Here is a 26,649-nt window from a genome sequence, read left to right as displayed (position 1 = left end):
AGGCGGACTCAACACGTGATCCCCACCGGAAGTCCGAAGAGCCCCTATATGCGTGCGGGCCTCGTCACACCAGCCCGTGGCGATGGGCGGTCATCCCACCTTGCTCGGTACGCAAGATTGTGCTCGAGCAATAAATACTCCCTGGTGGATCTGTCTGCTCATAGACTGCTCAAGATCATCAACGACTGCCAAGGTCGCACGGCACTCGAGGCTGATTAACGGGCCAGACGGCACAGCTTGGAAGGCCGCATCTCCGCCGAGCAGATTAAGAAAATTCCCAAAAGGCACGCTAGTGGTTATACCCCGCGTTTCATAGTGCTCAATTACGCCATCAATGCGGACTCGATGAGAAGGCTCCTGCGCAAGCACGGCGTTGTACTACGTAGCGACCTGGCATCCGAGCAAGATGCGATGGGCCGACCGGTGGAGACGAGCCCAAGCCCGTCAAGGCGGCAAAACACGGATAGGTCGACAGGGTCGCAGGTAGCGTGGGACACGGCGAGGTCTTTTATATGGACGGAGAAGGTACCCCGCATCGTCGGGAGACCTCGTCCCTCGCCCCCGCAACGACACGCTACCCACCGTTACGCCCTCATTTGCGAAGAGCCGAATTACTGCCCCGACCGTGCACCACGACCCCGGAAAACTAACGAAGACTAGGGGTCGATGACCGAACTCACACCGAAGTGGCACGACTTCAGGTCCGGTGCGCCGTAAGAGCGACGCTAGGGTGCGACGGGCTCTTCTGAGGCTCAAACAGCTTAAAGAGCACGCTGATATTGGTGAGGAGATGTAGCGGCCGCACACGGGGTAGGTGTAGCCGCGCCAACCAGTATGGTCAATACAGAGGCGGGCCTGAAGGAAGGTTCGCTATATTAAGCTGTAGAAATTTTCACTTGAGGGCGAGAACCCAGTGAAGATCGGCTTCTGAGAGAAGTGCGCGCAAGCCTTAGGATACTGTTAGCTTATTAGCGGCTTGGGTGCGAGCATCGTGCTTGTTTCTGCATCTGAGTTGGATTCGAAAGAAATAACGGAAAGATCAGCCGTGGCGGTCTTGAGAAGGCCTTGCTGCGAAAACACGTAAATTCCTTCAAGTACTTCCAGAACTGCAAAGTCTCTGCGCTCGACATAAACTCGCGCAACTTCTCGATGCATCGGATTAGGGAGTGTGGCATCAGACGGCATCTTGAAGTCCTTTGCCATTAGCGCTTGCACAATTCTCATGCCTTCATGAAACGTTTGCATGAAGCTGAAATCGTGTGGTAGTGGACAAATCACCAAATTCTTATGGTCATCTTTTTTCACTGCATCACTCCTTCCCGAGGCTGTAGGTACTATCGCCACGCGGAGGCCCGGTGCGCCCTCAAGAGCGCGTGGGTTAACCTTAATTGACGTACCTACCCAGTGATCGGGGAGGGTCGAGCCCAAGAATAGATCCGCCTTCCAAAGGCCTTGAATACTCCTTGGCAACGCCTGTCGAGTAGTCGGCCGATGAAATGCGGCGGCGAGCTGATTCATGTATCCGCGGAGTTTTACAGGCTGACCCCTCTTACCAGAAAGGACTCTTGAATCTGGCGTAATTAACTCTCGCTTAGTGTCAATCAGCTGCTTCGCGCCCGATTTCTCCATAGCAAATAGAATGGAAGAGGGATTGCCGCGTCTAATGTTGCATCGACGTAATGCCGCCTCGACCCTTTCTAAAACAATCGGCGATGTTCCATTCACGATAGCATCGTGAACAGCGTACTCGAAGGCTACTCCTAGGTCGCCATCATTGCTTTTACGAAGGCGACCCAGGTCGCCAAGTCGAATATTCTCTCGACCCCCGTGTACCGCAAGATACTCTTCACCTATAGAGTGCAATAGACCGGCGATGATTGGGCGCGTAACTGCAATCAAGGCAGTTACATCTTCGGCAACTGGTGCAGCCTGAATCTCTTCGCGAACTTTCATGTCACCATGATGCCATATGGGTGACGTATTGGATGTCTGCCGACTCGCGTACTATGCAACGGTTTTGCATCAGCCACGGATCTAGGTGTTCGGGGGCTTCAATCTACGCGCCCTCGGCAACAACTCGCCGACCTGCACCTCGAACGTCTGCGCCAGTTGCACGAGCAGCTTGATCGAGGGGTTGGCGGGCTGGTCCTTCTTCCAGTAGCCCCGTTCGAGCTGCCGATAGTGGGTGCCTACCAGGCCAGTTTTTGCGCGACCACAACACTGCTGCTGACCCACCTAGACATTCGAGTCAATGGTCGTATTTGTTCGCCTAAAGCGTTACCGGTGCGCCCAGAGGGACTCGAACCCCCGACCCTCTCGGTGTAAGCGAGATGCTCTAGCCAACTGAGCTATAGGCGCCTGCCGCCACGCCTTCACCACGCGCGCGACTGGTTCATTGTTCCATGTCCGGCGCTGTGCGCGCACCTCTGCGCGCTCGTGTGCCGGGGTGTGTCGGTGCCTCTGCCGTCCCACCGGGTGCCCCGCCCCCGCCCGATAGGCTTGGGCGCATGACCCCCGAGGACACTCCCGCCCCGATTCGCGTCAGCGCCGTCGTCCTGAAGGACGAGTCCGGGCGCGTGCTGATGGTCCGCAAACGCGGGACGGTGCGGTTCATGCTCCCCGGCGGCAAACCCGAACCGGGGGAGAGCGCCGCGCAGACCGCGGTGCGCGAGTGCTACGAGGAACTGGGACTGGTGCTCGATCCGCAGGCCCTGCGTCCCCTCGGCGTCTACACCGCCCCGGCCGCCAACGAGCCCGGTCGCGACGTGGAGGGCACCGTCTTCACGCATCCGTTCGCAGGCCCGGGACACGCCGCGGCGGAGATCGAGGAACTGCGGTGGATCGGGCCCGCCGGCTGGGACGGCGACGACCTCGCCCCGCTGAGCCGGATCATCCTGCCGTCGATGCCCGTCCACGGGTGACGGCACGCCCGGCCGGGGAGTCAGCACCTCAGCGCCGCGCCATGCGCACGAGGCCCAGCACCAGCAGGACGAGCCCGGACACGGAGCCGAGCAGGCCCGCAGCAGCGCCCCACAGCATCGGCGAGAGCATGCCCAGGGCGGACACCGGCGGCATCGCCACCACGGGCACATCGGTGCGGCAGCTCAGCTCGTACGCCCCCGCGGCGGACGCGGTGAACCCCGCGAAGGACTCGTAGGTCTCCCCGCTCACCATCGTGTTCAGCGTGCTCGCCGGCTCACGATCCGGTCCTGCCTGCGCCGTGCCGTCCGGAGCCGTCACGGCACAGTCCGAAGCAGAGACATCGGCCAGCTGCCCGCGCGGGGCCAGCAGCACGATGCGCTCGCCCTCCTGCAGCGTCAGCGTCGTGGTCGTACCCACCTCGACGGTGCTGCCGGCGACGCTCAGACTGGAGGGGACCATCGCCGCACTGCCGCCGAGCACCCCGGCGACGGGGCCGGCCAGGAACAGCACCGCCCCGACCACGATCAGCACGATCCCGCGCGATGCGGAACCGGAACGGGCGCGCGTGCCGGGCCCGGCGGACGGCGTGGATGTGGCGTTCATGATGATGTCCTCCTCGTAGTCGTCTCCGGCCGGTTCAGTTCCCGGGCCGGCGCAGCGCCCAGACGGCCGCCTGGATACGGTCCCGGACGCCCAGCTTGGCGATGATGTTCGAGACATGGGTTTTCACGGTGCCGACCTCGATCACCAGGCGCGCGGCGATCTCCGCATTGGACAGTCCCTCCGCGAGCGCCGCGAGGACTTCCTCCTCCCGCCCGGTCAGCGGGACCGCGGGGCCGGGCGTAGTTGATCCCGGTCCTGATCGACCGGCCGCGCCGGGAGCCTGCTCCGGGACCCGGCCGGCGCGGCGGGCGAACTCGGCGATCACCCGCCCGGTGACCGCCGGCGATACCAGGCCGTTGCCCTCGGCGGCGGCACGGATCGCGGCGAGCACCTCGTCCGGGTGACTGTCCTTGAGCAGGAAACCGGCGGCACCGGCCTCCAGCGCTCCGAAGACGTACTCGTCCAGATCGAAGGTGGTGATGACGACGACCCGGGCCGCGGGACGCCGGCGCACGATCTGGCGGGTTGCGCTCAGCCCGTCTCCGCCGGGCATCCGCACGTCCATCAGGACCACATCCGCCTGCTCCCGCAGCGTCAGCTCCACGGCGGCTGGGCCGTCGGCGGCCTCTCCGACCACATCGATGTCTGCGGCCTGCGCCGCATAGGCACGCAGTGCCCGGCGCACGAGAGGCTGGTCGTCGGCGACGACGAGGCGGATCATGGCCTCGCCTCCGGGTCCGCCGGCCCCGCCGATCCCGGCACCGAGGCAGGCGGCGCGGCTGCGTGCCCCGCCTCGCACGGCGCCTCCATCCGGACCGTCCAGACGCCGTCTCGCGGCCGTGCCTGCAGGGTGCCGCCGATGTGATCGGCGCGTTCGTGCATCCCGATCAGCCCGTAGCCGGTCCGTCCCGGGTCCGGTGCGGCGGGAATCTCGGGCAAGGGGTTGTCCACCTGCATCGTGGCGCGGCCCGGCTCGGTGCCGACGGCGACCCGTACCGGGTACCCCGGGGCGTGTGCGGCCGCGTTCGCCAGGGCCTCTTTCAGGACGGCGGCCATCGCGCGGCACACCGGCGGCGGAGGCTCCGCCCCGGGCAAGAACCCGAACTCGATCTCCGTCTCGCGGCGTTGCCGCGCCTCCGCGACGATCTCGCCCAGCCACTGACGCAGGGGAGTGCCCGGGGCGGCCGTGCTGCCCGTCCCGAGGTCCGCGTCGCTCCGGGCTCCGGTGTCCTCCTCGCGCAGGGCGGCCACGGCCTCGCGGACACTGGCCAGCGCGGCACTGCCGCGCTCCTCGATCTGCGCCAGGAGCTGCTGGGAGGCATCCTGCCGGCTGCTCCCGCCGTCCGTACGGCCTTCGATCAGACCCGTGCGCGCCAGCATGACCACGTCCACCAGCTGATGCGCCGCCAGATCATGCAGCTCCCGCGCGATCCGGGCACGCTCGCGTCCGGTGGCCGCCCGTGCCTCGGCAGCCACCTTGGAGTCCGCCAGCGTCGCGTGTTCCTGCGCCCGGCGGGCCTCGTCACGGTGATTGCGCACGGCGAATGCCACCGCGATGCAGGCGAGGTAGAACAGCGCCCGGTTGGAAGCGAACAGCAGCACTTCGTGCCCGCTCAATGTGCCGAACCCGGCGGACTGGAACAGCCACACGTGGACGGTCATATGCGCCACGTAGACCCCCGCCACGAGCGGGACCGACCGCGCCGGCGGCAACTGGACCACCGCGGTGAACACCGCGAACCACAGCGGCAGCGCCATGCCGGCTCCGGCGTCGATGGCGAGCGTCGTCGCCGCCACCGTGAGACCGAAGACGACCACCAGGACGGTGGCGGGGGCGCGCCGCACCCACAGCAGCGCCGCCGACTGGAACACGATCAGCGCGAACCACGCACTCACCCGGCCCGGGGTGAAGCCCAGCAACTGCCAGGCGCCCGGGATACCGGCGACGGTCCACAGATAGAACGTCGTCACGGCGATGCTCAGCACGCCGACGACGGATGCTGCCACGACGGTGCTGCGGTCAGGTGCCCGGAGGCGAGGACGTGCCGGAGTCATGGTTCCATCTTCCAGCGCACTCGGTGCGATGCGCCTCCCTCGCGGGACGGATCTTCGGCGGGCGTTGCCGGCGAGGATCCCTCACCGGCTGCGCCCTGACGGCCGGGAGCGTCCGTCCCGGCGGCTACGCTGAACAGCGATGAGCGGCACAGTGGGCAGCGATGTGATGCAGCGGTTCTCCCGGGCCACGCGGGAGTGGTTCGCGGACGCCTTCGCCGCGCCCACCCAGGCGCAGCTCGGTGCCTGGGACGCCGTCTCGCGCGGTGCGCACACCCTGGTCGTGGCGCCGACCGGGTCCGGCAAGACCCTCGCGGCGTTCCTCTGGGCCCTTGACCGGCTTGCCCGGCTCGCCCGGCAGCAACCGGAGGACCGGACGGCGGCGGAGACGACCGGGGTGCTGTACATCTCCCCGCTCAAGGCGCTGGGCGTGGACGTGGAACGGAACCTGCGCGCCCCGCTGGCCGGAATCGGCCGGACGGCGGCCCGGATCGGCGAACCGCCACCGCAGCTGACCGTCGGCGTCCGCTCGGGCGATACGCCCGCCGCCGAGCGCCGGCGGCTCGTCGCCAGACCCCCGCATGTGCTCATCACCACGCCCGAATCGCTGTACCTCATGCTCACCAGCCAGGCTGCCCGCACGCTCGCCGGCGTGCACACGGTCATCGTCGACGAGATCCACGCCCTGGCCGGGAACAAGCGCGGAGCTCACCTGGCGCTGTCACTGGAACGGCTCGACGCGATGCTGCCGGCGCCCGCTCAGCGCATCGGCCTGAGCGCCACGGTGCGGCCGGTCGAGGAGGTCGCCCGGTTCCTGGGCGGCGGTGCCCACGCAGAGGTCGTCGCCTCGCCATCGGAGAAACGTTTCGACATCACGGTCGAGGTGCCGGCCGAGGACATGACGGCCCCGCCCATGCCGGAGCCGGCGGAGGGAGGGGATCAGGGAGAACACCGGATCGGGTCTATGTGGCCTGCGATCGAGCGCTCGCTGTACGAGCGGATCCTGTCAGAACGCTCCACCATCGTCTTCGCCAACTCCCGGCAGCTCGCCGAACGCCTGACCGGCAGGCTCAATGCGGTGCACCGGGAGCGCACCGGCGACGCCGAGGCGGGTCCGCTGGCCCGCGCCCATCACGGCTCGGTCTCCAAGGAGCAGCGCGCGGAGGTGGAGGAGTTACTCAAGTCCGGCGCGCTCCGGTGCGTCGTCGCCACCTCCAGCCTGGAGCTGGGCATCGACATGGGGCTGGTCGACCTCGTGGTGCAGATCGACGCCCCGCCGTCGGTCGCCAGCGGCCTGCAGCGCATCGGGCGCGCCGGGCACCAGGTCGGCGGGGTCTCCCGGGCAGTGCTCTACCCCAGCCACCGGGCCAGTCTGCTGCAGACCGCCGCGGTCGCCGAGCGTATGCGCGAGGGCGGTCTGGAGGCCCTGAGCATCCCGGCCAATCCGCTCGACGTGCTGGCACAGCAGACCGTCGCGGCGGCATCCGCGGGTCCGCTCGAGGTGGAGGAATGGTTCGAGACCGTCCGGCGCGCGGCGCCCTACCGCGCGCTGCCGCGCGGCGCATTCGAGGGCGTGCTGGACCTCGTCTCCGGGAAGTACCCCTCCAGTGACTTCGCCGAGCTCCGGCCGCGCCTGATCTGGGACCGGGAGGCGGGCATGCTGACCGCGCGGCCCGGGACGCAGCGGCTGGCGGTCACCAGCGGCGGCACCATCCCCGACCGCGGGCTGTTCCGCGTGATGGCGATCGGGGATGAGGACCGTGCCACGCGCGTCGGCGAGCTCGACGAGGAGATGGTGTACGAATCGCGCGTCGGCGACGTCTTCACCCTGGGCGCGACCTCCTGGCGGATCCGGGAGATCACCCACGAGGCCGTGCACGTGGTCCCGGCATTCGGCGCGCCGGGCCGGATGCCGTTCTGGCGCAACGACGCAGCCGGCCGCCCGGCCGAACTCGGCCAGGCGCTCGGCGAACTCACCACCTGGCTGGACGAGGCACTGCGCGACGGACGTGACGAGGAAGCCGCGGACCGGCTGCGGCGGGCCGGATTCACCGAGTACGCCGTGCGCAATACGCTCGCCTACCTGCGCGATCAGCGCGAGGCCACCGGTGCCGTGCCGGGAGACCGCACCCTGGTGGTGGAACGCGGCAAGGACGAGGTGGGCGACTGGCGGCTGGTGCTGCACTCGCCCTACGGCATGGCGGTCCATGCTCCTTGGGCCCTGGCGGTCAACGCCCGCGTGCGGGACGAGCTCGGCCTGGAGGGCGCCGCCGTCGCCGGGGACGACGGCATCATCCTCCGCCTGCCGGATATGGACGGCTCACCGCCCGGTGCCGAGTTCTTCCTGACCGAGGCCGGCGACGCCCGGCGGATCGTCACCGCCGAGGTCACCCGGAGCGCGCTGTTCGCCGCCCGGTTCCGGGAATGCGCCGCCCGCGCCCTGCTGCTCGGCGCCGCCCGGCCGGGGAAACGATCCCCGCTGTGGCAACAGCGGCAGCGCTCGGCCCGGCTGCTGGAAGTCGCCTCCCGGCACCCGGACTTCCCCATGGTGCTCGAAGCGGTCCGCGAATGCCTCCGCGACGTCTACGACCTCGACGCCCTCACCGAGGTCCTGCAGCGCATCCAGCGGCGCAGGATCACCGTGCGGGACGTCGGCGTGGAGTTGCCTTCCCCGTTCGCCAGGTCCCTGCTCTTCCGGTACGTCGGTGAGTTCATCTACGAGGGCGACGCGCCGGTGGGAGAGCGCAAGATCGCCGCGCTGAGCGTCGACCCGGAACTGCTGCGCGAACTTCTCGGAGAGGTCGAGCTCCGCGAGCTCCTCGACCCGGACGCCATCAGCGAGGTGGAAGCGGAGCTGCAGCGGACCGCGCCCGGACGGCGGCTGCGGGGCACCGAGGGAGCCACCGACCTGCTCCGCCTGCTCGGTCCGCTCGCCGCCGCGGAAGCCGCCGGCCGCCTGGACGACACCGATGCCTCCGCACGTCTTGAGGAGCTGACGACCACCCGGCGGGCGTTCCGGTTGCGCCTGGCCCGGCAGGACGCCTACGCCGCCATCGAGGACGCCGGCTTGCTGCGCGATGCCCTCGGCACTGCGCTGCCTCCCGGCGTCCCCGCCGCGATGGCGGCACCCGTCGAGGACGCCCTGCGCCAGGTGCTCGCGCGCCACGCCGCGACGCACGGTCCGTTCACCGCAGAGGAAGCCGCAGCGCGATTCGGCCTCGGAGCCGGCGTCGTCCGCGCCGAGCTGCAGCGCATGGCCGCCGACGGCCGCGTGCTGCGCGGTGCCTTCCGTCCCGCCGGAGCCGGCGGTCAGGCAGACGAATGGGTCGACCGGGACGTGCTGCGCCGGCTGCGCAACCGCTCCCTGGCGCGCCTGCGCGGGAGCATCGAACCGGTGCCGCCGCCGGCGTACGCCATGTTCCTGGCGTCCTGGCAGCACTGCACCGCACCCCTGGCCGGAGCCGAAGGGCTCCTGGCCGTGATCGAACAGCTCGCCGGGTATCCGCTGCCGGCATCCACCCTGGAGACCATGGTGCTGCCGCAGCGCGTCAGGGACTACACCCCGGCGATGCTGGACGGCCTGATCGGCAGCGGCGAGGTGGTCTGGCTCGGGGAAGGCGGCCTGCCCGGCAACGACGGCCGGATCAGCCTGCATCCGGCCGGCGCCCTGCAGCTGAGCCGGCGCAGCGGACCGGCGGAGGAGCCCGGCACGCCGTTGCAGGAGGCGATCCTGGACATCCTGCGACGGCGCGGAGCCTCGTTCGCCCCCGCGCTGGCCGAGGCGCTGGGGGAGGCGGGCCATCGTCCCGGAACGGAGGAACTCACCGAGGCGCTCTGGTCGCTCGTCTGGGCCGGGCGCATCACAAGCGATTCCTTCGCTCCCGTGCGCGCCGCCATCGCCGGCGGCCGTGCTGCCCAGAAGACCAGGCGTCAGCCGCCGCGCGGCAGGACCGCCCGGCGCAGCGCCTTCGCCGCGCTCCGCGCTTCCGCAAGCACCACCGGGCTGCTGGCCTCGGCCGAACCGCGGCTCGCCGGACGCTGGTCGCTCACGACCGGGACGGGACCGGCGGAGGATACGGAGGCCGTGCGGCGCACCGCGCGGGTGGCGCTGCTCCTGGACCGGTATGGCGTCGTCACCCGCGGCGCCGTCGCGGCCGAGGGTTTCGAAGGCGGATTCACCCAGGCCTACCGCCTGCTCAGCGAGCTCGAACGCGCCGGCCACTGCCGGCGCGGATACGTGGTCGACGGGCTCGGCGGCGCCCAGTTCGCCCTGCCGGGCACCATCGACGAGATCCGGGAACTCGCCGACCGGATGGACTCCGCGGCGAGCCCGGACCCGGCGGTCCCGGCGCAGCCGGATCCTGCCGCGCCGCAGCACGTCATCACCCTCTCGGCCACGGACCCGGCCAATCCGTTCGGCGCGGCGCTGCCCTGGCCGCAGCCGGAAGAAGAATCGCGCCGGCCCCGCCGCAATCCGGGTGCGCTCGTCGTCATCGCCGGAGGCGCACCGGTGCTCTACGTCGAACGCGGCGGGCGCCGTGCCCTCAGCCTGGCTTCCTGCCCCGAGGAGACCCGGCAGCTGGCTGCCCGTTCCCTCGTGGAGACCGTCCGGGACCGCGGACTCGCGCGGTTCGCCCTGGAACAGATCGACGGCCGGAGGGTCGCGGAGTCGCCCTGGTCCGGGGTCCTCCGGGAAGCGGGATTCGAAGAGAGCCCGCGCGGCCTGGTGCTGCGCGGCCGGTACGGCTGAGAGGGGAGAACGCGATGCCGGAAGGTGATACAGCCCACCGGACGGCGCGGATGCTGCATGCCGCGCTGGCCGGCGCAGTGCTGGAGCGCTTCGAGCTGCGCGTGCCTCGCGCCGCCACCGCGGATCTGCGCGGCAGCCGCGTGGACGAGGTGCTCGCGGTGGGAAAGCACCTGCTGCATCGCATCGGCGGCTACACGCTCCACTCGCACCTGAAGATGGAGGGCCGGTGGGAGACGTACCGTCGCGGCGCGCGCTGGCGCCGGCCGGCCTTCCGGGCCCGGGCCGTCCTGGCCACGCAGCGCATCGAGGCGGTCGGTTTCGACCTGGCCCAGGTACGGCTCGTCCCGCGGGAGCGGGAATCCCTGCTGATCGGGCATCTGGGCCCGGACCCGCTGGGGCCGGGCTGGAATTCCCGCACGGCGCGTGCGGCGGGGGACCGGCTGGCCGCCGATGCCCGACCGCTGCATATGGCCCTGCTGGACCAGAGGCTCGTGGCGGGATTCGGGAACGAGTACGCCAATGAGATCTGTTTCCTGCTGGGCGTACGGCCGCAGCGGCCGGCGCAGGACGCCGATGCGCACGCCGCACTGGAGCTGGGCGCGCGGCTGATCCGCCAGAACGTGGAACGGCCGGTCCGCACCACCACCGGCGATCCCCGCCGGCGGCTGTTCGTCTGCTTTCGCGACGGCCAGCCGTGCCGGCGGTGCGGCACCGTCATCCAGCGCGGCAGGCTGGGACCGGAACCCCTGCGTGAGCGGGATGTCTACTGGTGCCCGCACTGTCAGCGGTGAGGGCGGCCGCGGCCGTCGGCGGCCGCCCTCACACCGGGCTCTCAGGCGACCAGGCCGTGCGGGTCGATGACGTACTTGCGGGCCACGCCGGAGTCGAACTCGGCGTAGGCCTCAGGCGCCTCATCCAGGCTGACGACCGTCGCGTTGACAGCCTTGGCGATCTGGACCCGGTCGTGCAGGATCGCCTGCATGAGCCCGCGGTGGTACTTCATCACCGGACACTGCCCGGTGATGAAGTAATGCGATTTCGCCCAGCCGAGACCCAGCCGCAGGGAGAGCGAGCCCTCCTTGGCGGCCTCGTCGACGCCACCCGGGTCACCGGTCACGTAGAGACCCGGGATGCCGATGCCGCCGCCGGCGCGAGTGAGGTCCATGAGCGAGTTCAGCACCGTCGCCGGCGCCTCCTGGGCGGCGCCGGCGCCGTGGCCGCGTGCTTCGAAGCCCACCGCATCAACACCGCAGTCGACCTCGGGCACCCCGAGGATCTGCTCGATCTGGTCCTTCGGATCGCCCTTTGAGACATCGACCGTCTCACAGCCGAAGCTGCGTGCCTGCTGAAGGCGTTCTTCCTGCAGGTCGCCGACGATGACGACGGCCGCGCCGAGCAGCTGGGCCGAAGCCGCCGCCGCCAGGCCCACCGGCCCGGCACCGGCCACGTACACCGTCGAGCCCACGCCGGTGCCGGCGCTGACGGCGCCGTGGAACCCGGTGGGGAAGATGTCCGAGAGCATGGTCAGATCGAGGATCTTCTCCATCGCCCGGTCCTTGTCCGGGAACTTCAGCAGGTTCCAGTCGGCATATGGCACCAGCACGTATTCGGCCTGGCCGCCGACCCATCCGCCCATGTCGACGTACCCGTACGCGCTGCCCGGCCGGTCCGGATTGACATTCAGGCAGATGCCGGTCGCGCCTTCCTTGCAGTTGCGGCAGCGGCCGCAGGCGATATTGAACGGCACGGAGACCAGATCGCCTTCCTTGATGAACTCCACCCCGGGTCCCGTCTCGACCACCTCACCGGTGATCTCATGGCCGAGGACGAGCCCTTCCGGCGCAGTGGTGCGGCCCCGGACCATATGCTGATCCGAACCGCAGATATTGGTGGTGACGACCTTCAGGATCGCCGCATGGGGGAGTTCCCGCCCGACATTCGCCGGATTGACGCCTGGACCGTCCTGGAGCGTGAAGCTCGGATAATCGATGTCCCGGACTTCGACGCGCCCGGGGCCCTGGTATGCGACTGCACGATTTCCTGCCACGTTCTTCGCCCTCCTCCAGCCCGCACCGGACCGGCCGCCCCGTCGCAGACCGATGCACGGCGGGCAATATGTGGTCTGTGCAGTCTAGACTCGCGCCTCCGGCTGCGCCAGGGTCCGAGCGCGAAGGCGGAACGAGGGTGCGTTATATGCAACCATGCGCATATCTTCACGTGACGTTAACCCGGGCGTCACGCCGGCGTGGCCTGGTTCACAACCGGGGTTCTTAGCGTCGTTGTGGTTGCACGCAGAAACGCTGTGACTCCTATCTGAACCCTCTGCGGAAGGAACACTCCCGATGAGACGTACCACCCTGCGCCGTACCGGGCGGGTCGCCGTCGCCGGTCTCGCCGCCGGCGCCGCCCTGATGCTCGGCGGCACCCAGGCGCTCGCCTCGGCGGTCGACGAGCACGGCGGCGCCCGTCAGCACGATGGGGACATCACCGACGAGGTCCGCGCGGCCATCCAGGACTCCGGCGCCAAGAACGTCATCCTCATGATCGGCGACGGCATGGGCGAGTCGGAGATGACGATCGCGCGGAACTACCACGTCGGCGCGGCCGGCCGCCTGCCCGGCCTGGACGAGCTCCCGCTCACCGGCCACTACACCACCTACGCCGTGGACCGCGAGACCGGGCAGCCCGATTACGTGGTCGACTCCGCCGCCTCGGGCACCGCATGGGCCACCGGCACCAAGACCTACAACAACGCCGTCTCCGTCGACCGGCACGGCAACCCGCAGAAGACCATCCTGCAGATCGCCCGGGCCAACGGCCTGAAGACCGGCAACGTCACCACCTCCGAGATCCAGGACGCGACGCCCGCGGTGCTGGTCTCCCACATCAGCCAGCGAGCCTGCTACGGTCCCGAGCAGACCGCCGAGCGCTGCCCGGAGGAGGCCAAGGAGAACGGCGGCCTGGGCTCGATCAGCGAGCAGCTGCTCGACAACCGCCCGGACGTCACTCTCGGCGGCGGGCTGGCCTCGTTCCAGCAGACCGCCCGCGCCGGTGACTGGGAGGGCCTGACCCTGCTGGAGCAGGCAGAGGAGCGCGGGTACCAGTTCGTCGACGACGCCGCCTCACTGGCCGCCGTCGAGCAGGCGGACCAGGACGCGCCGCTGCTGGGCCTGTTCCACGACGGTAACTTCCCGGTCCGCTGGGAGGGCCCGCTGGCGACCGCCACGGGTGCCGACGAGGCCCCGGTGCGCTGCACCGACAACCCGGAGCGCACCGCCGACGTTCCCGATCTGGCCTCGCTGACGTCCAAGGCGATCGAGCTGCTGGACAACGAGGACGGCTTCTTCCTGCAGGTCGAGGGTGCCTCCATCGACAAGCAGAACCACGCCGCCAACCCGTGCGGGCAGATCGGCGAGACCATCGACCTGGACGAGGCCGTGCAGGAGGCGCTCGCCTTCGCCGAGCAGGACGGCGAGACCCTCGTGATCGTCACCACCGACCACGCCCACACCAGCCAGATCACCTCGGCCGAGCAGACCACTCCGGGCCTGACCCGCAACCTGATCACCGCCGATGACCGGGTCATGACGATCAACTACGGCACTGCCGACGAGGGCGCCTCCCAGCAGCACACCGGTGCCCAGATCCGCATCGCGGCCTACGGCCCCGGCGCTGCCAATGTGGTCGGCCTCTCCGATCAGAGCGACACCTTCTTCACCATGGTGGACGGCCTGGGCCTCGATGTGAACGCTGAGGTCCCCGGTGATCCGCAGGCGCCGGGCGAGGACCCCTCCGGTGATCCCACCGCGCCGGGTGAGGACCCGACCGAGCCCGGGCCGGGCGAGGGCGGGGCCCCCGACGAGGAGGATCCCAACGCCGGTGGCAGCGGCAGCGGCAACGGATCGCTTCCGCGCACTGGCGCCCAGGTCGGCCTGATCCTGGCGACCGCGCTGGCGCTGCTCGGCGGTGGCTACGCGCTCGTGCGCCAGACCCGCCGCCGGGTCGAGATCGGCTGAGTCCGTTCCCGGCACCATCCCCGCATCACCGGCGCGCCGCATCCTCTCCGGCATGAAGGAGGGTGCGGCGCGCCGCGCATGATGGGGCGGATGCTGAGCCCGCGCTCGAGCCGTCTCCGGCGGCTGATCGCGCGCGGCGGATCGCTAGACGAAGAGCCGCAGCTGGCCGGGCGTACCGGACCTCGGCGCGTCGAGTTCCGCCTCCCACCGTTCGGAGGCGGCGGCAAGGAGGGCCACAGGCGTCTTCGGGAGCGGAGCGGGACGCTCGCACAGGTGCCTCGTCAGTTCGCCGCGTGCCTTCTTCGCCATATGGGTGACGACCTTGGTGCGGCCTCCGGCCCGGGTCAGGACCTGGACCTCGACGGTGCGTCCCTTCGGAGCGGGCCATGCCGCCCGGTAGTCCGCGGAACGGCAGTCCACCAGCAGGTGGCCGGCGCATTCGGCGTCGAGCACCGGCGTGAGCACGTCGCGCCATGCGGCCGAGAGCCGGCCCAGCTCCGGCAGGGCGGTGCCCATCGACAGGCGGTAGGCCGGGATCCGGTCGCTCAGCCTGACCGCGCCGAACGCCGCGGAGATCACGATGCAGCTCTCCCGCAGCCGGCGCAGCGCGGTGCCGCCCAGCTCGGTGGCGCCGAGCGCCTCGTAGAGCACGCCGGTGTACACCTGCGCCGCCCGCGCGGCCGGTGCCTGCGCCAGGCTCGTGTTCGCCGCGACCTCATCGGCCAGGGATGCGCCGACGCCGAGCAGCTCGAGGGCGTCCGCGCGGGCGGAGACCGCGGCGAGCTCCCGATGGACTGCGTGGCGGAACTCGTCGAGCTCCGGGAAGCTCAGCTCATGCGCGGTCCAGGGACGGCCGCGCCGGGGACGGGACTTGCCTTCGGAGGGTGGAAGCAGGATACGCACGAGACACAAGCTTAGAATGAAACCTGGATGGGTCGTCCAGATGATCGCGGCGGGACCGCTCCCGCGCTGCTTCGCGCAGACGAGTGCGGTGCCGACGAGGAACGTCCGGGCTCCGCAGAGCAGGGCGGTGGGTAACGCCCACCCGGGGTAACCCGCGGGACAGTGCCACAGAAAGCAGACCGCCGGCGTCGCGAGGCGCCGGTAAGGGTGAAACGGTGGTGTAAGAGACCACCAGCGCGCCGGGTGACCGGCGCGGCTCGGTAAACCCCGCCCGGAGCAAGATCAGACAGACAGCGCTATCAGGGCTGCTCGCCCGAGCTGTCGGGTGGATCGCTCGACTCTGCCGGCAACGGCAGGGCTAGATGGATGATCATCGCCTCACCCGCGGGTGAGGAACAGAACCCGGCGTACGGGCGGCCCATCCACGCCCGCCACCGAAAGCTGCACCGGCGGTACGGGACGACGCGGGTCAGAACGGTTTCTTCTTGAGCCGCAGCTTCCCCTGGTTGGCGCCCACATAGGCGGCTCCGACGATGCCCGCGTCGTTGAACAGCTCGGCCGGCCGGATCGGCGCCTTGAGCTGCAGCAGCGGCAGGAACTTCTCATGTTCCTTGGACACGCCCCCGCCGATCAGGATCAGGTCCGGGCCGAACACGAGCTCGAGCATCTCGTAGTACTCCTGCAGCCGGGAGGCCCACTGCTCGAAGCTGAGCCCCTCGGCGACCTTGATCGACTCGGCCATGTACTTCTCGGCGCGTTTGCCGTGCATCGGGATCTGGCCGAGTTCGACGTTCGGGAACAGGGTGCCGTCGATCACGAAGGCCCCGCCGACCCCCGTGCCCAGCGTCGTCATGAGCACGACGCCCTTGCCGTGGTCCCGGCCCGCGCCCCAGTACATCTCGGCCAGCAGTGCGGCATCGCCGTCGTTCACCGCATACGCCCTGTGCCCCAGCACCGCGGACATCTGCTCCGTCACCGGGTACCCGACCCAGCTGGAGTCCACATTGCCCACGAACGTCACCACGCCGTCCTTGATCCGGCCTGGGACGGTGACGCCGAGCGGAAGCTCCCCGAAGGCGGCGGTGTTCTTCAGCACCTTGTTCTCCACGGCCTTCTGCGCCAGCGCGGCGAGCACCTCGCTCACGGCCGCGACGACCGCCTCGGGCGTGGACGGCTTCGGGGTCAGGACGCGCAGGCGCTTGAACAGCAGGCTGCCGGAGTCGAGGTCCACCAGGCCGGCTTTGATCCCGGTGCCGCCGATGTCCACGCCGATGCCGATGACCCGCTGCTTACTCTTGGGCACGGATGCTCCTTATGCTCTTACGTACGATGACCGCCCCGTCTGAAGGCGGCTAGCTTCCGGGGAGGGTGAGGATCTCCGCGCCGTCGGGGCGCACCACGAGGGTGTGCTCGAACTGGGCCGTGCGCTTGCGGTCCTTGGTCAGCACGGTCCAGCCGTCGTCCCACATGTCCCATTCGATCGTGCCCAGGGTGAGCATCGGCTCGATGGTGAACACCATGCCCGGCAGGATCTCCGCGTCGTGCTCGGGGGAGTCGTAGTGCGGGATGACCAGGCCGGTGTGGAACGCCTCGCCGACGCCGTGGCCGGTGAAGTCGCGGACCACGCCGTAGCCGAACCGCTTGGCGTACTTCTCGATCACCCGGCCGATCACGTTGATCTGCCGCCCGGGCCGCACGGCCTTGATCGCCCGCTGCAGCGACTCGCGGGTGCGCTCGATGAGCAGCGCGGACTCCTCGTCCACCTGCCCGACCGTGAACGTGGCGTTGGTGTCGCCGTGCACGCCGCCGATGTAGGCGGTGATGTCCACGTTGACGATGTCGCCCTCCTGGAGCACGGTCGAATCGGGGATGCCGTGGCAGATGACCTCGTTGACGGAGGTGCACACGGACTTCGGGAACCCCCGGTAGCCCAGCGTGGACGGGTAGGCGCCGTGGTCGATCAGGAACTCGTGCCCGATGCGGTCCAGCTCGTCGGTGGTGATGCCGGGCCGTACCGCGCGGCCCACCTCGGCCAGGGCATCGGCGGCGATCCGGCCGGCGATGCGGATGCGCCCGATCGTCTCCTCGTCCTTGACCTCGCTGCCCTCGAACGGGCGCGGACCGGGCCGGCCGACGTACTCCGGGCGCGGAATGGACGCCGGAACCGGGCGGGTGGGCGATAGGATGCCACGAGTGAGGGTGCCGACTGGCGCAGTGCTCGCTGTCATGATGACTCGATTCTAGTGGCAGCCGCGCGGCGGCACACGCCCGCAGCGCACGTGAGGCACACGGTGAGGAGGACGCATGGCCGCCGGAAGCACACCGCAGGAACCCGCGGAGCCGGTCCTCCCTGATCTGCGGGCCGTCGTCCAGCAGCCGAGCACCCCCGAGCAGATCGCCGAGCACATCCTGTCCTCGATCGTCGTCGGTGCCCTGGCGGAGGGCTCCGCGCTGCCACCGGAGCGGCAGCTGGCCCAGGCGCTGGAGGTGTCCCGGTCCAGCGTCCGCCTGGCCCTGGCCCGGCTGGAGCAGGACGGCGTGCTCGAGCGGCGGCGGGGCCGCAACGGCGGTACGTTCGTCCGGCCGCTGCACGAGGCGCGCAGCCGGCTGGCGAAGACCTCGGGCCTGGAGGCGTTCTGGCAAGCACGGGAAGAGCTGCTCGACGCGCGTGCGCTGCTCAACCGGCTGCTCTCGGAGACTGCGGCACGCCGTCGTGGTCAGCAGCACGTCGAGGCGATCATGGCTGCGCAGGCGGAGCACGCGCGGGTCGCCGATGCGATGCAGGCCCGCGCCGCTGACGGCAGGTTCCATTCCGCGATCGCCGAGGCGAGCGGCAACGCCGAGCTGGCGAGGCTGGCGGTCGAAGTGGATTCGAGGATCAACCTGGGCTTCCGCCACGACCCGTTCTCCGCCTCGTTGCACGCCCAGGCGGTGGAGCACCACCGGCAGATCGCCCAGGCCATCGCCGATGCCGACGCGGCCGCCGCGGGCGAGCTGACGGAGCAGCATTTCCGCGCCACCTCGGCGCAGCGCGCCCCCGAGAACTAAGAACGGGCGCCTGCCGGGCACGGATGCCCGGCAGGCGCCGGCGGCTCAGGCCAGGGCGTCGGCCAGGTCCGCGCCTTCCAGGCCGTGGGCGGCCGCCACCGGCGCGTAGGTGACCTTGCCGGCCCAGGTGTTCAGTCCCTTGGCCAGGGAGGCGTCGTCGCTCAGCGCCTGCTTCCAGCCCTTGGCGGCGATGGCCGCGACGTAGGGGAGGGTCGCGTTCGTCAGCGCCCGCGTGGAGGTGGTCGGGACGGCACCGGGCATGTTCGCCACGCAGTAGAAGATGGACTGGTGCACCTCGAAGGTGGGGTCCTGGTGCGTGGTGGGGCGGGAGTCCTCGAAGCAGCCGCCCTGGTCGATGGCGATGTCCACGAGCACGCTGCCGGGCTTCATCTGCGCGACCATCTCGTTCGTCACCAGCTTGGGCGCCTTCGCGCCGGGCACCAGGACCGAGCCGATCACGAGGTCAGCCTCCTTCACCGCGGCAGTCACCGCGAGGGTGTTGGAGACCTTGGTCTGCAGGGCGGCGCCGTAGAGGTCGTCCAGCTGGCGCAGCCGGGGGATGTTGATGTCGAAGACGGTCACATTGGCGCCCAGGCCCATCGCGATCCGCGCGGCATTGGTACCGGCCACGCCAGCGCCGAGGACCACCACGTTGGCCCGGTCCACGCCCGGCACGCCGGAGAGCAGGATGCCGCGGCCGCCGTTGACCTTCAGCAGGGACTCCGCACCCACCTGGGCGGACAGCCGGCCGGCGACCTCGCTCATCGGCGCCAGCAGGGGAAGCCTGCGGTCCGGGGTCTGCACCGTCTCGTAGGCGATGGCGGTCACCCGCTGCTCCGCGAGCCGGCGGGTGAGGGGCTCGTCGGCGGCCAGATGCAGGTAGGTGAACAGCGTCTGGTCCTCGCGCAGGTAGCCGTACTCCTGCTCGATGGGCTCCTTGACCTTGATCAGCAGCTCGCCGGCTTCCCAGGTGGAGGCGGCGTCGGGCAGGACGGTCGCACCGGCGGCCCGGTAGTCGGCGTCGGAGATGCTGGAGCCGGCGCCGGCCTGCGTCTCGACGAAGACCTCATGTCCGGCGGCGACGAGCTCGTGCACGCCATCGTCGGTGATGGCGACGCGGTACTCGTTGTTCTTGATTTCCCTGGGCACGGCGATTCTCATGGCTGACACTCTACGTCCGTGAAGGTCTGCTCGCAAGACCTTTTGGTTTCCGCGTTAGGCTGGAGGTGAGCACCGCGAAGGGAAGGACGTGAGAGGCCATGTCCGAGGAGAAGTACTGGTACAACCTGGTCACAGGCGAGATCGAACACGGCCGGCAGTCCAGCTGGGAGAACCGGATGGGGCCGTATGATTCTCGTGAAGAGGCCCAGGCGGCCCTGACGCGGGCGCAGCGCCGCAACGACAGCTGGGACGCCGAAGACCACGAGTGGAAGAGCTAGCGCGCATGGATCGTCAGCAGGAATTCGTCCTCCGCACCGTCGAGGACCGCAACGTCCGCTTCGTGCGGCTCTGGTTCACGGACATCCTGGGACAGCTCAAATCCGTCGCCATCGCCCCGGCCGAGCTGGAGGGCGCCTTCACGGAGGGCCTGGGCTTCGACGGCTCCTCGGTGGAGGGCTTCTCCCGCGTGCATGAGTCCGATATGGTCCTGCGGCCCGATCCGAGCACTTTCAGCCTGTTGCCCTGGCGCGGCGAGACCGAGCCGACGGGCCGGATGTTCTGCGATATCTACAACACCGACGGGGAGCCGGCAGCGGTGGATCCCCGCAACGTCCTCAAGCGGGCGATGGACCGGGCCGCCGCGCTGGGGTTCACCTTCTACGTGCACCCCGAGATCGAGTTCTACCTGTTCCGCTCCGCCCACCTGAAGGGCGGGCTGCCCGAGCCCGTCGACGAGGCCGGCTACTTCGACCATGTGCCCGGCGGCACCGCGAACGACTTCCGCCGCGCCGCGGTCAACATGCTGGAGTCGATGGGCCTCTCGGTGGAGTTCTCGCACCACGAGGCCGGGCCCGGGCAGAACGAGATCGACCTGCGCTACGCCGACGGCCTGACGATGGCCGACAACGTCATGACCTTCAAAGCGGTCGTGAAGGAGGTCGCGCTCTCCCAGGGCGTGTACGCCTCGTTCATGCCCAAGCCGCTGGAGGGCCAGCCGGGGTCGGGCATGCACACGCATATGTCCCTGTTCGAGGGTGAGACGAACGCGTTCTTCGAGGCCGGGGCCCAGTATCAGCTTTCCCGCACCGCCCGGCAGTTCATCGCCGGCGTCCTGCGCCATGCCCGGGAGATCTCCGCGATCACCAACCAGTACGTCAACTCCTACAAGCGAATCTGGACCGGTCACGAGGCGCCCAGCTACATCTGCTGGGGGCACAACAACCGCTCCGCGCTGGTGCGCGTGCCGCAGTACAAGTCCGGCAAGGAGTCCAGCGCCCGCATCGAGTACCGGGCGCTGGACTCCGCGGCCAACCCGTACCTGGCCTACGCCGCGCTGCTCTCGGCCGGGCTGAAGGGCATCGAGGAGAAGTACGAGCTCCCCGAGGGCGCCGAGGACGACGTCTGGTCGCTCAGCCCGCAGGAGCGCCGCGCGATGGGCATCAAGGCGCTGCCGAACAGCCTCAACGACGCGCTGGAGCACATGGAGGAATCCGAGCTCGTCGCCGAGGTGCTCGGCGAGCAGGCCTTCGACTTCTTCCTGCGCAACAAGTACCAGGAGTGGAACGACTACCGGGCGCAGGTGACCCCGTTCGAGCTCCGGCACCACTTTGGCACGCTCTGAACCGACCCTCGGCGCACGGCTGCGGCGCGCGGGCCTGGCAGAGGCCGAGCGCGCCGAGCGGTTCCTGCGTGAGGCCGGAGGACATCTGGGCCTGGACGGTGAGCTCGCCGATGAGCGGCTGGTGCGGATCATCGCCGCCACCGCGGATCCCGATGCGGCGGTACTCGGCCTGGTGCGCTTCGCCGAGGCGCTCGCGCAGGCCGGTGCGGCCGGCGAGGGCGAGGCCGCCCGGTTCGCGCAGGCTGTCCGGCACGACCGCATCGGCGGCCGGGGCAGCTCCAGCGGCTCCGGTGTTTTCGAAGGACCGCTCAACCTCCCGCTGCTGACCCGCCTGCTGCGGGTCTTCGGCGCGTCCCAGGCACTCACCGACCACGCGGTGCGGCATCCGGCCTGCTGGCGGCGCCTGGACGACGACGCCCCCCGGGTGCTGCTGGGCACCCCCCGCGCGGCGGCGGAGTCCCTGGGCGCCGAACTCGCCCAGGCCGGGTCCCCGGACGCCCTGCGCGCCCGGTACCGCGATCTCGTCCTGCAGCTGGCCGCGGACGATCTGAGCGAGCCCGAGCCGGCACGCGTCGTCGGCGAGGTCTCCGGCGTGCTCTCACACCTCGCCGGCGCGGCCATCGACGCCGCTCTCACGCTGGCCCGCGCCGAGCTCCCCGGCTCCGAGCGCATCAGATTCGCCGTCATCGGCCTGGGCAAATGCGGCGCGCTGGAGCTGAACTACGTCAGCGACGTCGACGTGATGTACGTCTGGGAGCCGTCCCGTCCGGCCGGCGAGTCCGGCACCGCGGATGAGACCGGCACGGGCGAGCTGGCCGGGATCGCCGCCGCGCTGGCACGCCGGACGGCGGAGATCTGCGCCGCCCCCGGCCAGGAACCCGCGCTCTGGGAGGTGGATGCCGCCCTGCGCCCGGAGGGCCGCGACGGCCCGCTGGTCCGGCGGCTGGGGGAGTACCGCGCCTACTACGACGCCTGGGCCCAGAACTGGGAGTTCCAGGCGCTGCTCAAGGCGCGTCCCATCGCCGGGGACCCCGAGTTGGGGGAGGAGTGGGCGAACGCGATGCGGCCCCTGGTCTGGTCCGCCGCCGGCCGGGACGGCTTCGTGGCGGAGGCCCGTGCGATGCGCCGGCGCGTCGTCCGTCTGCTCCCGGACCGGGAAGCGGCCCGGCAGGTGAAGCTCGGGCCGGGGGGCTTACGAGACGTGGAGTTCACCGTGCAGCTCCTGCAGCTCGTCCACGGGCGCGCCGACGAGTCGCTGCGCACCGCCAATACCCTCCAGTCGCTCGCCGCCCTGGCCGACGGCGGGTACATCGGCCGGTCGGCGGAGGCCGCCCTGGCCGAGGCCTACCGGTTCCTCCGCGTGGTGGAGCACCGCCTGCAGCTGGCCCGCCTGCGTCGTACCGCCCTCATTCCCACCGAGCCGGAGGCGCTGCGCCGGCTGGCCCGCGCCGTGCTGACGGAGGAGGCCGCCGACCGGTCCGCGGAGGCGCTGGAGCAGCTGCGCGCCGCGTACAGCCGGAAGGTGCGCACCCTGCACGAACAGCTCTTCTACCGGCCGATCCTGGAGTCCGCCGCCCGGCTGACCACAGCGGAGGCACGGCTGAGCGAGGAAGCCGCGCGGGCCCGGCTGGAGGCTTTCGGCTACGCCGATCCGGCCGGCGCCATGCGGCACATCGCGGCCCTGACAGCGGGCGTGAGCCGCCGGGCCGCGATCCAGAAGCAGCTCCTGCCGGTGCTGCTGGACTGGTTCTCCGAAGGAGTGGATCCCGACGCCGGCCTGCTGGCGTTCCGCACTCTCAGCGACAATCTGGGCGACTCCGCCTGGTACCTGCGGATGCTGCGCGATTCCGGCGCCGCCGCGCAGCGGATGACCACGCTGCTGTCCACCTCCGCGTTCGTGGCGGGACTGCTGGAGCGGCGCCCCGCGGCGGCCGCCTGGCTCGACGACGACCGTGCCCTCAGCCCCAAGGATCCGCAGGCGCTCCGGGCCGAGATCAGCGGCCTGGCCGACCGGCACGCCGGGGAGCCCGGCCGGCCGGGCGACGCGGTCACCCGGATTCGCGCCGCCTACAGCCGCGAGGTGCTCCGCAGCGCCATCCGCGAAGTGCTCCAGCTGGCCGACGTCGAGGAGATCGCCGCCGAGCTGACCTGCGCGATGGACCTGACCATCGACGGCGTGGTGAAGACGCTGCGCCGGCAGCTGGAGGGCGTGCACCAGGCACCGGAGTTCCGCTTCGCGGTGATCGCGATGGGCCGGCTGGGCGGCCAGGAAGTCGGTTTCCACTCCGATGCGGACGTCATGTTCGTCATGGACGTCCCGGCGGAGGCCGGCGACGAGCACCGGCAGGCCGCCGCGGCCGCGGCGCGGGAACTGGCCCTGGCCGTGCGCAGCCGCCTGGGGGAGGCCTCGGGAGAGCTGGGCATCGACGTCGACGCGGATCTGCGGCCGGAAGGCAAGCAGGGCCCGCTGGTGCGCACGCTCGCCTCCTATGCCCGCTACTACGAGAGCTGGTCGGAGCCCTGGGAGGCACAGGCACTGCTGCGGGCCCGCCCCATCGCGGGCGACGAGGACCTCGGCCGGGAGTACCTGGCGCTCATCGACCCGCTGCGCTATCCGGAGCGGATGCCCGCCGCCTCGGTGCGGCAGGTGCGCCGGCTCAAGGCGCGGATGGAGGCGGAGCGCCTGCCCCGCGGCGCGGATGCCACCCGGCACTGCAAGCTCGGGCGCGGCGGACTGGCGGACGTCGAATGGACCGTGCAGCTGCTCCAGCTACGGCACGCGCACGCGCATCCGAAGCTGCGTACCACCGGCACATTGGAGGCACTGAGGGCGGCGGTGGACCTCGGGCTGATGGACGCCGATGACGCCGATGTGCTCCGGGCGGCCTGGCGGATGGCCTCCCGGGTGCGTTCGGCCGCCGTGCTCTGGCGCGGGCGCACCGCGCATTCCCTGCCCACGCACGGCATCGACCTGGAGGCGGTGGCACGGATCTGCGGGTACCCGCCCGAGGCCGGCCGCGATTTCGAGCAGGACTACCTGCGCACCACGCGCCACGCCCGGAAGGTCATGGAGCGCCTGTTCTACGAGGGCTGAGGCCGAGGGCCTGAGAGAGGCAGCACCGCCCGTCCTTCTTATGACGCGGTATGAACCCCATCAGCCCCGATGATGAGGCGTCCATGTCCGGCGGGCATGGCCCAGTACTCCTCTTCAAGGTGTGTCACCAGGAGACGCCAGGCGGTTTCCTCCGCCGACACATCTGCTCCCCAGGGCGAAACGCTCCCCTTATCGGTCAGGGCCTCCAACCGCGCGGCGAGCTTCCCGGGCTCGGTCTCGATCACGACGTCGCGCTCACCCTCCGCTGGCTTCCACATAAGCTGCCATGGTCGCACCGCCGCGGAGACCGTGCCTTCACTCGCGTTCCCGAGCCGCTCGGCCAGGGTATGGATCAAATCATTCCCGCCCATAATGAGACCTCTAATGCGTTGTTAGGCGCTTCGCGGAAACGCAGTGATTATATTTCCAGACCCTGCTGCTACAGACACTAGCGGCCTATAGTTACCAACGACCTCTCCGCTCGGGTCTCTGATCTCAATTGGAGCCGTATATCCGTAAGTGTCATTTCCACTGTTGTAGGAAGCTGACTCCGGCGCTGACAAGATCACACCTACAGCCCAGTCCGCAAAGCTCTCCCAGTCGCCACCAACCCTGGAAGCGATCGTTCCCCAGTCGGACGAATGGCGCAGATCGATGTGTCGGAGACCCCACGCATCATTGCCGCATCGCAGATAGGACGTTCCCGAGGGGAGACCACCCCCGGTGGGTGGCGTTCCCCGGTTGTAGGTGTACACGACACGCTGGTTATCGTCACCGCTCGCGCAACTAGACGCAAAAGCCTCAAAGTCGGCGTCTGGATCTTATGTCTCGTCACCGATGACTATCTGATACTCGGATTCTTCAGACGCCACCGCAGGCGATACAAACCCGCCGATGAGGATAAAAAGCCAATCCTATTATTCCGGAGATGGTCAGGAGTCGAGGGCTCCGCACGTAACCCGTTCTTGACGATTGCATGGCGACCCACCTTCCGCTTGCGAAATGTCACACTGACATCCCCAGCCTAAGAAGCCCTTCCGAAGGTAGCAAGGGGGCATGTAAGAAAACCCGATTTCGTAGGTCACACGGAAGAAGGATGACGAAAGCGGTACCTGAGTCCACATACCGCTACGCACTGCGTAAAAATATACTGACACGCCAGGGCACCGGCTTCAGAGCCAGGGGTCCTCGAAGGGGTTGTCGTCGACGACCTGGTTCTTGGCCACGACGGTCAGGCCGGACTCGGTGACGGTGAAGCCCCGTTCGGCGTCGAGCTCGGGGAAGATGCCGACGGTCTCGCCCGGCGGGACGAACACGTTCTTGTCCAGGATCGCCTTATGCACCCGCGCACCGCGGCCGATATGCACGTCGTTCATGATGATCGATGACGACACCGCTGCCAGGGAGTCGATCTTCACCGCATCGGAGACGACGCTCCCTTCGACGTAGCCGCCGGAGACCACCACGCCCGGCGCGACGATCGAGTCCACCGCCCGGCCGGGATGGTTGTCCACGTCGTGGATGAACTTCGCCGGCGGCAGCACAGTATGCCGGGTGTAGAGCGGCCAGCTCATGTTGTACAGATTGAACAGCGGCACCGGCGCGATCAGGTCCATATGGGCGTCGTAGAACGCGTCGATGGTGCCCACGTCCCGCCAGTAGTCCTTGTCCCGCTCCGAGGCGCCCGGCACCGTATTGCGGCTGAAGTCGTAGACCCCGGCCTCCCCGCGGGCGACGAAGGCGGGGATGATGTCCCCGCCCATGTCCCGCTTGCTGTACTGATCTCCCGCATCGGCCCGGACCGCACCGACCAGGGCGCGAGCATCGAAGACGTAATTGCCCATCGAGGCCAGGAACTCGCCCGGCGCATCGGGCAGGCCCTCGGTGGTCTCCGGTTTCTCCACGAACCGCGCGATCCGCTCCGGATCGTTCGGATCGGTCTCGATCACGCCGAACTGATCGGACAGCGCGAGCGGCTGCCGTACTGCCGCCACGGTGCACGCCGCCCCGGAGTTCATATGCGCCTCGATCATCTGCCGGAAGTCCATCCGGTAGACGTGATCGGCGCCGGCCACCACCACGACATCGGGTTTGGCGTCGTACACCAGGTTCAGGCTCTGGTAGATCGCGTCGGCGCTGCCCTGGAACCAGCTCTTGCCCACCCGCTGCTGGGCCGGCACGGAGGCGATGTAGTTGCCCAGCTGACTGGAGAAGCGCCAGGTCTCGGAGATGTGCCGGTCCAGGCTGTGGGACTTGTACTGGGTGAGGACCACGATGGCGCGCAGGCCCGAGTTCACCAGATTCGAGAGCACGAAGTCGATCAGCCGGTACGTGCCCCCGAAGGGCACCGCGGGTTTGGCCCGGTCGATGGTCAGGGGCAGCAGCCGCTTTCCCTCACCACCGGCGAGGACGATGGACAGCACCTTCGGATCCGGCATCGTAAGATCGCTCCCTTCGAGCAGCGTCTCGCCTGGTCCCC

General features: G+C 69.4%; 19 protein-coding genes, 1 tRNA gene and 1 other RNA gene. 9 read left to right on the top strand and 12 right to left on the bottom strand.

Features of this window, described 5'->3' with window-relative positions; all coding sequences use genetic code 11:
* Positions 1–960: 960 nt before the first annotated feature.
* The 3 genes from IEW13_RS13825 to IEW13_RS13815 all read right to left on the bottom strand — a co-directional run bounded on the left by IEW13_RS13825 (position 961) and on the right by IEW13_RS13815 (position 2,358).
* Complete coding sequence (locus IEW13_RS13825; protein WP_188551513.1) at positions 961–1,953, bottom strand: hypothetical protein; 993 nt, start codon at positions 1,951–1,953, stop codon at positions 961–963.
* A gap of 81 nt (positions 1,954–2,034) precedes the next feature.
* A complete protein-coding gene (locus IEW13_RS13820) occupies positions 2,035–2,235 on the bottom strand; it encodes a hypothetical protein (protein ID WP_188551512.1) in 201 nt (66 codons plus the stop codon).
* A gap of 49 nt (positions 2,236–2,284) precedes the next feature.
* Positions 2,285–2,358 (bottom strand) — tRNA-Val (locus IEW13_RS13815).
* A gap of 149 nt (positions 2,359–2,507) precedes the next feature.
* Between IEW13_RS13815 and IEW13_RS13810 the strand changes: the two genes are divergently transcribed.
* Positions 2,508–2,921 carry an NUDIX hydrolase gene (locus IEW13_RS13810; RefSeq protein ID WP_188551511.1) on the top strand — a complete coding sequence of 138 codons (414 nt, stop codon included), beginning with the start codon at positions 2,508–2,510 and terminating at the stop codon, positions 2,919–2,921.
* A gap of 28 nt (positions 2,922–2,949) precedes the next feature.
* On the opposite strand, the gene IEW13_RS13805 is transcribed toward IEW13_RS13810, so the two are convergent.
* The 3 genes from IEW13_RS13805 to IEW13_RS13795 are packed head-to-tail and all read right to left on the bottom strand — an operon-like array spanning position 2,950 to position 5,580.
* Complete coding sequence (locus tag IEW13_RS13805; RefSeq protein WP_188551510.1) at positions 2,950–3,525, bottom strand: hypothetical protein; 576 nt, start codon at positions 3,523–3,525, stop codon at positions 2,950–2,952.
* 34 nt (positions 3,526–3,559) lie between these two features.
* Positions 3,560–4,246: a response regulator gene (locus IEW13_RS13800; protein WP_188551509.1), complete on the bottom strand. Its 687-nt coding sequence runs from the start codon at positions 4,244–4,246 to the stop codon at positions 3,560–3,562.
* Complete coding sequence (locus tag IEW13_RS13795) at positions 4,243–5,580, bottom strand: sensor histidine kinase (RefSeq protein ID WP_188551508.1); 1,338 nt, start codon at positions 5,578–5,580, stop codon at positions 4,243–4,245. The genes IEW13_RS13800 and IEW13_RS13795 overlap by 4 nt, the downstream gene beginning before the upstream one ends.
* Positions 5,581–5,719: 139 nt before the next feature.
* On the opposite strand from IEW13_RS13795, the gene IEW13_RS13790 reads away from it, so the two are divergent.
* The gene (locus IEW13_RS13790; protein WP_188551507.1) at positions 5,720–10,327 is read left to right on the top strand and encodes a DEAD/DEAH box helicase; all 4,608 of its coding nucleotides are present in this window, start codon (positions 5,720–5,722) and stop codon (positions 10,325–10,327) included.
* Between the two features lie 14 nt (positions 10,328–10,341).
* Positions 10,342–11,118: a DNA-formamidopyrimidine glycosylase family protein gene (locus tag IEW13_RS13785; RefSeq protein ID WP_188551506.1), complete on the top strand. Its 777-nt coding sequence runs from the start codon at positions 10,342–10,344 to the stop codon at positions 11,116–11,118.
* 41 nt (positions 11,119–11,159) lie between these two features.
* On the opposite strand, the gene fdhA is transcribed toward IEW13_RS13785, so the two are convergent.
* Positions 11,160–12,374: a formaldehyde dehydrogenase, glutathione-independent gene (gene fdhA, locus IEW13_RS13780; RefSeq protein WP_188551505.1), complete on the bottom strand. Its 1,215-nt coding sequence runs from the start codon at positions 12,372–12,374 to the stop codon at positions 11,160–11,162.
* 295 nt (positions 12,375–12,669) lie between these two features.
* Between fdhA and phoA the strand changes: the two genes are divergently transcribed.
* On the top strand, positions 12,670–14,343 hold the full coding sequence (phoA, locus tag IEW13_RS13775; protein ID WP_188551504.1) for an alkaline phosphatase: 1,674 nt from the start codon (positions 12,670–12,672) through the stop codon (positions 14,341–14,343).
* 144 nt (positions 14,344–14,487) lie between these two features.
* Here phoA and IEW13_RS13770 read toward each other — a convergent pair whose 3' ends face one another.
* On the bottom strand, positions 14,488–15,246 hold the full coding sequence (locus tag IEW13_RS13770; protein WP_188551503.1) for a YaaA family protein: 759 nt from the start codon (positions 15,244–15,246) through the stop codon (positions 14,488–14,490).
* Positions 15,247–15,274: 28 nt separating this feature from the next.
* Here IEW13_RS13770 and rnpB point away from each other — a divergent pair.
* Positions 15,275–15,671, top strand: an RNA gene (gene rnpB, locus IEW13_RS13765) — RNase P RNA component class A.
* Between the two features lie 44 nt (positions 15,672–15,715).
* Here rnpB and ppgK read toward each other — a convergent pair.
* Together ppgK and map are read right to left on the bottom strand one after the other, a co-directional pair.
* A complete protein-coding gene (gene ppgK, locus IEW13_RS13760) occupies positions 15,716–16,549 on the bottom strand; it encodes a polyphosphate--glucose phosphotransferase (RefSeq protein ID WP_188551502.1) in 834 nt (277 codons plus the stop codon).
* Between the two features lie 49 nt (positions 16,550–16,598).
* Positions 16,599–17,474: a type I methionyl aminopeptidase gene (gene map / locus IEW13_RS13755; protein ID WP_188551501.1), complete on the bottom strand. Its 876-nt coding sequence runs from the start codon at positions 17,472–17,474 to the stop codon at positions 16,599–16,601.
* A gap of 76 nt (positions 17,475–17,550) precedes the next feature.
* Between map and IEW13_RS13750 the strand changes: the two genes are divergently transcribed.
* On the top strand, positions 17,551–18,294 hold the full coding sequence (locus tag IEW13_RS13750) for a FadR/GntR family transcriptional regulator (protein ID WP_188551500.1): 744 nt from the start codon (positions 17,551–17,553) through the stop codon (positions 18,292–18,294).
* A 45-nt stretch (positions 18,295–18,339) separates the two neighbouring features.
* Here the strand turns inward: IEW13_RS13750 and ald are convergent, their stop codons facing one another.
* Positions 18,340–19,455 (bottom strand): alanine dehydrogenase, encoded by a 1,116-nt coding sequence (ald, locus tag IEW13_RS13745; RefSeq protein WP_188551499.1) that lies wholly within the window; start codon positions 19,453–19,455, stop codon positions 18,340–18,342.
* A gap of 98 nt (positions 19,456–19,553) precedes the next feature.
* Between ald and IEW13_RS13740 the strand changes: the two genes are divergently transcribed.
* The 3 genes from IEW13_RS13740 to IEW13_RS13730 are packed head-to-tail and all read left to right on the top strand — an operon-like array spanning position 19,554 to position 24,170.
* Entirely contained in the window at positions 19,554–19,733 is a 180-nt protein-coding gene (locus IEW13_RS13740; RefSeq protein WP_188551498.1) for an SPOR domain-containing protein, read from the top strand.
* A 5-nt stretch (positions 19,734–19,738) separates the two neighbouring features.
* A complete protein-coding gene (locus IEW13_RS13735; RefSeq protein WP_188551497.1) occupies positions 19,739–21,076 on the top strand; it encodes a glutamine synthetase family protein in 1,338 nt (445 codons plus the stop codon).
* Positions 21,063–24,170: a bifunctional [glutamine synthetase] adenylyltransferase/[glutamine synthetase]-adenylyl-L-tyrosine phosphorylase gene (locus IEW13_RS13730; protein ID WP_188551496.1), complete on the top strand. Its 3,108-nt coding sequence runs from the start codon at positions 21,063–21,065 to the stop codon at positions 24,168–24,170. Before IEW13_RS13735 ends, IEW13_RS13730 begins: the two co-directional genes overlap by 14 nt.
* Positions 24,171–25,342: 1,172 nt before the next feature.
* On the opposite strand, the gene glgC is transcribed toward IEW13_RS13730, so the two are convergent.
* Positions 25,343–26,608 carry a glucose-1-phosphate adenylyltransferase gene (glgC, locus tag IEW13_RS13725; RefSeq protein ID WP_188551495.1) on the bottom strand — a complete coding sequence of 422 codons (1,266 nt, stop codon included), beginning with the start codon at positions 26,606–26,608 and terminating at the stop codon, positions 25,343–25,345.
* Positions 26,609–26,649 lie beyond the last annotated feature (41 nt).

Source organism: Sediminivirga luteola (assembly GCF_014639315.1).
GTDB classification, from domain to species: domain Bacteria; phylum Actinomycetota; class Actinomycetes; order Actinomycetales; family Brevibacteriaceae; genus Sediminivirga; species Sediminivirga luteola.
This window is presented reverse-complemented; position numbering and strand designations above follow the sequence as displayed.